The organism is Deltaproteobacteria bacterium, assembly GCA_009929795.1.
Classification (GTDB): Bacteria; Desulfobacterota; Desulfovibrionia; order Desulfovibrionales; family Desulfomicrobiaceae; genus RZZR01.
The window spans coordinates 1-4,748 of sequence record RZZR01000167.1 but is presented as its reverse complement, the minus strand read 5'-3'; the positions used below and the strand labels follow the sequence as shown (position 1 = coordinate 4,748).

Annotated in this window: 6 protein-coding genes; 2 read left to right on the top strand and 4 right to left on the bottom strand. The window is 62.0% G+C overall.

All coding sequences use genetic code 11. The features are described 5' to 3' along the window. Together EOM25_12305 and EOM25_12300 are read left to right on the top strand one after the other, a co-directional pair. Positions 1-327 (top strand): inorganic phosphate transporter (locus EOM25_12305; GenBank protein ID NCC25954.1); only part of this gene is annotated, 327 nt, incomplete at its 5' end. Continuing rightward, positions 312-1,022, top strand: coding sequence for a DUF47 family protein (locus tag EOM25_12300; protein NCC25953.1), 711 nt, complete (start codon positions 312-314; stop codon positions 1,020-1,022). The genes EOM25_12305 and EOM25_12300, both read left to right, overlap by 16 nt. Positions 1,023-1,101: 79 nt before the next feature. Here the strand turns inward: EOM25_12300 and moaA are convergent, their stop codons facing one another. From moaA to EOM25_12280, 4 genes are all read right to left on the bottom strand, one after another. After that, the gene (gene moaA / locus EOM25_12295) at positions 1,102-2,097 is read right to left on the bottom strand and encodes a GTP 3',8-cyclase MoaA (GenBank protein ID NCC25952.1); all 996 of its coding nucleotides are present in this window, start codon (positions 2,095-2,097) and stop codon (positions 1,102-1,104) included. Between the two features lie 26 nt (positions 2,098-2,123). After that, positions 2,124-3,629 (bottom strand): DUF814 domain-containing protein, encoded by a 1,506-nt coding sequence (locus tag EOM25_12290; protein NCC25951.1) that lies wholly within the window; start codon positions 3,627-3,629, stop codon positions 2,124-2,126. 99 nt (positions 3,630-3,728) lie between these two features. Then, entirely contained in the window at positions 3,729-4,091 is a 363-nt protein-coding gene (dksA, locus tag EOM25_12285; GenBank protein NCC25950.1) for an RNA polymerase-binding protein DksA, read from the bottom strand. A gap of 182 nt (positions 4,092-4,273) precedes the next feature. Then, positions 4,274-4,748 (bottom strand): hypothetical protein (locus tag EOM25_12280; protein ID NCC25949.1); only part of this gene is annotated, 475 nt, incomplete at its 5' end.

Here is a 4,748-nt window from a genome sequence, read left to right as displayed (position 1 = left end):
TTGGGCATCGCCATCGGCATCGCCGTCCTCGGCCACAAGGTCATGGCCACCGTCGGCGACAAGATCACGGCCCTGACCAACACCCGGGGCTTTGCCGTGGACTTCGGGGCCGCCTCCACGGTTCTGGCCGCATCCAACATGGGCCTGCCCGTGTCCACCACCCACGCCGCCGTGGGAGCCATCGTCGGAGTCGGCCTGGCCCGCGGCTTCAGTGCCGTGGACATGGGCGTCCTCGGCCGCATCGTCGCCTACTGGCTGCTGACAGTGCCCATCGCGGCCCTGACCAGCATCGTCATCTTCACCCTGCTCAAATGGATGATCTATTGATCACAAGGAGTCTCCAGATGATCCGCATCCCGTTTTACGGCCTTCTCTCCCCCCGCTCCCCCATGGAAGGTCTTGTCGAGCACTACGACAAGATCGCCGAGTGCATCGGCATCATCAAGGAATCCCTGGAGTGCTACGTCTCCGGGGTCGGGGCCTGCCGCGAGTTCACGGAGCTGACCAGGGAGATCGACAAGATCGAGGACCACGCCGACACCATCAAGCGGAATCTCCGCAACCACCTACCCCGTCGGCTGTTCATGGCCGTGGACAAGACCCTGTTCCTCAACTACACGAAAAGTCAGGACAACATCCTCGACTCGGCCCAGGAGGCCCTGCACTGGCTGGGCATGCGTCAGGTGGCCATTCCCGAGGGCAAACACCAGAAAAACCTCATTGTCATCCTCGAGGAGGTCGACACCTCCACCAGACTCTTGGGCCCGGCCCTGCACACGACCATCAAGTTCGTCCACGGCGAGCTTCTGGACCGGGACGCGGCCAAGAAGACCTACCGGGCCGTCCGCCAGCAGCACCACATCGTCCAGAAGCTGAAAAAGGACATCACCTTCGACATCTACAACTCGGACCTGGACTTCAAGGACATCTACCAGCTCCTCCACTTTGTCGATTGTCTGGTGACCATGAGCCATGACAGCGAGAACTGCGCCGATATTTTGAGATCGATGATCGCCAGGTAGAAGTGCCCGGCAACAAAACCAAAAAAGGCGTGGCCGGAACATTCCGGTCACGCCTTTTTTGGCCCATCCAAGAAGTATCTTACCCGCCGATGGACGACATCCCCGTCCGACAGACCCCTTCCCGTGCCTCCCGCTTCTCCAGTAGTCTGAATCCCAACGGCTTGTGTTTGTTGGCCTGGACGATGATCCGCTCGATGGCCTCGTCTCCCAGGCGGGGTGACCGCAAGGCCGACCGCAGCCGGTATTCACGATCCGAGAACAGGCAGGTCCTGAGCCTGCCGTCGGCCGTGATCCGCAGTCGGTTGCAGGTCGAGCAAAAATGGCAGGACACGGCCGAGATGACCCCCACCCGGCCGGGACCGGAACCAATCCTGAACATGCGGGCCGGTCCGGCCCGGCGGTCCCGCCCCTGGTCCGGTGTTAGGTCGGCGTGCTTGCGGGCCTCGGCCAGAATCTCCGAGGCCGGCCAGTAGCGGTCCTTGCCCCAGACGGTCCCGTCGCCTATGGGCATGAACTCGATGAACCGGACGTCCACGCCGTGCTCCGTCGCAAAACTGATGAAATCCCCCACCTCGTCCTCGTTCATCCCCCGCAGGGCCACGGCATTGAGCTTATAAGCCAATCCGTGCTTCTCACAAAGCTCGATGGCGACCAAGACCTCGGGCAAGCCGTCCCGACCGGTGATCTCCTCGAATCGCTCTCGCCGCCAAGTGTCCAGGGAAATGTTCAGGCATTCGATGCCCATGTCCTTCAGGGTCGGGACGTAGGGGCCGACCAGGGAGGCGTTGGTGGTCAGTCTGAGGTCGAGTTCGGGGAATTGGGCTCTGACCCTACCCAGGAAGGGGACGAAGTCCCGGCGGGCAAAGGGCTCACCACCCGTCAGGCGAACCTTGCCCACGCCCATGCCCACCAAGATCCGCATGAGCCGGAGAATCTCCTCGTACCGGAGGATGTGCTCGTGGGGCATGAACGTCCAATTCTTCTGAGGGTGGCAGTATAGACACCGAAAATTGCAGTGGTCGGTGATGCTGATCCGGGCGTAATTGACGGTTCGGCCGTGGTTGTCCTGGAGCATGGGGTCTTTTCCTTTCGGCGGAGGATTCATTGTTCCGGGGCGCCTCCAAAGTTGAGACGGGTCTCGAGATCGGGGTCGAGCGGAACGACCAGGGAGTACAGGACCCGGTCCACGGCCACATGGCCCAGATCGGCCCCCTTGATCTTGCGGACGTCCCGAACCAGGGCGCAGATGACCCGGGCCCTGTCCGAGCCGGACTGATGGCTGAAGATGCCGGCCAAGGCCGCGGCCTGGTTGAGGCTGGTTTCCGGGACCTCATGGTTTGGATGATCCCGCCTGAGAATAACATGGGCCCCGGGGCCGCCCTCAACATGGAACCAAAGATCGAACGGGCTGCACAAAAAGCTCAGGAGCCGGTGGTTGGCGGCCTTGTTCTTTCCCCGAAGAATAAGAAACCCGTCCGACGAGCGATAGGTACGGACTTGTGCCCTGGCATACCGGTCCGGCTGAACCTGGGTTCGCCCTCGGGGCCGGTCGGCCTTCCTGCTCTGGGGAATCGGTACGCTCACCTCCGCCTGTCCGGAGGAAACGGCCAGGCGCCTCTCGGCCACCTTGGGAAGCCCCCGTCTGCCCTTGGCCGCCCTGGCGAACATCCGGGCCATGTTCTCCTGCACGGTCAGAGCCGGATCCAGGACTATGTGGACACTCTCCCCGTCTGGACCGGAAACCTCGATCTCGGCCGTTCGGGTCTTGGGGTCGAGCCGGTGCAGGTTACCCTTGATCAAGGAGGCCGCCCCGGCCTGGCCGACCATGGTCATAAGCCGCGCCTCGTCCCGTTCCAGATGATTCAGGACCCTGGCCCTCGACCGCTTCTCCAGCCTGGCCCGCTCACGGTCCGCGGCCTCGGCCCCTACCCGGGCCATGGTCCGGCGCAGACCGTGAGCCAGGGCCGCATCCAGGGCTGTATCATAACATTCCCCGCTTTCATTCCGAACCGGCCAAGCCAGGGGCGAGCCGCCCTCGCTCCGCCGAATCCAGAACCCGTCGGCCAACCCGTTGCGGACCGCCTCATACAACGATCCGGCCCGGGATTCCTGGCCGTCATGAACCAGTTCCCTGAGCTCTCTGCGCAGGGCCGGGGTGATCTGAGGATATCGTTCCCAGACCCGATCCATGCTCAAGAATTCCTCCAGGGTCGGCCATGGACAAAGATGTCCGAATTCGGCCGGCAATTGATGGACGAGTTCAGTGCCCGTTCCGAGATCCAGAATCAGGAAGACGGGATCGGCTCCGCCTAGAGCCAGGGAAAGACGACGTCTCGGCCAGTCGCCGATCACGTCGATGACCACCCGGCCACTGATGCGCTTGCGTAACCACATGGCCGTGGCCGGCGGGCTGGCCGGATTGTCCATTTTTGCGGGGGAAAGAAAAAGGGCCTCTTGGCCCTTGGCGGTGAGCAGAACGAGATGACCGGGCCGACCCATGTCAAGGGTCCAGATGTTTGGGCCGGGCTGAAAGACCTTGCCGACGCGCAACCCGATTAGGGCTGCGCGCAATTCACCTATGAGATGGGACAGAAAAATGGCGTCCATGCCGGAGTCCGTGCCCGGCGGGCGGCTGTGGAGTGCTCGAGAGGATATATTGCGGATCCGCCGGATGCATTGATCCGATCGATCCTCTGTCCTGCGGGCCTAGTCGCCGCGCAGTTTTTCTTCGGTTTCCTGCCGTGACTTGCACTTGATGCACAGCGTGGTCACCGGCCTGGCCTTGAGACGGGGGATGCCGATGTCGTCGCCGCAATCCTCGCAGATTCCGAACTCGCCCTTCTCGATGCGGGTCAGAGCCGCCCGGATCTTCTTGATCAGCTTCCGGTCCCGGTCCCGCAAACGCAGGGTAAAAGTCCGATCCGACTCGGCCGAGGCCCTGTCCGCCGGATCGGCATAATTCTCGACGCTCTCGGACATGTCCTCCAGAGTGTTCACGCTCACGCTCTGAATCTCCTCTATCTGCTTTTCGAGAAGATTCTTGAAGTATTCCAGATCGCTGGGGTTCATGAACTGCCTTTTCCTCCTGGCTTGAGATACAAAGCGTGATTCTATACAGCAAACCCGTGGGGCAAGTAAAGACCGGCCAGAAGCGGGGAAACCGACTAAAAAATTGGAAAAAAACAGGCAATTGCTTTGAACCGAAAAAATCCTCGGCCCATTGTTGGGTGATCACAAGGAGCTTCACCTGATCATCCGTTCTCTTGGGTGTCCGTTCCTGCTCGGACCACCAAGGCGGCCAATGCCTCCAGTCGCACAACCGCGTTCTGAAAATCCAGGCCGTCGAGTTCCTCGGCCAGGGCCGCGGCCTCTCTTCCCAGGCCTGCGTTGTCCAGGCTGCTCCGCATCCCGGCCAGCACTTTGCGGGCTTTCAGGCTGTTGGCCGCCACTAGGTTCTGCAATTCGGCCAGAGTCCGGCCCAGATCCTGACCAGAAACACCTGAAACTTCCGGGTTTGGAACGCCTCCAGCCGAGACTTCACCGGCCAGGCGTTCGACGGTAGCCAGGGCCGGAGCCAATTCGGCCTCCATGGCCGCCAGCAGAGCCGTCAGATCGCCGGCCTGCCGCTTGCGAAGCACGGCTTCGACCTGTGCCGCCGCCTGGGCCAATTCCCTGGCCTCCAAAGTCGCGGCCGCGCTCTTCAAGGTATGAGCCAGACGCAGGGCC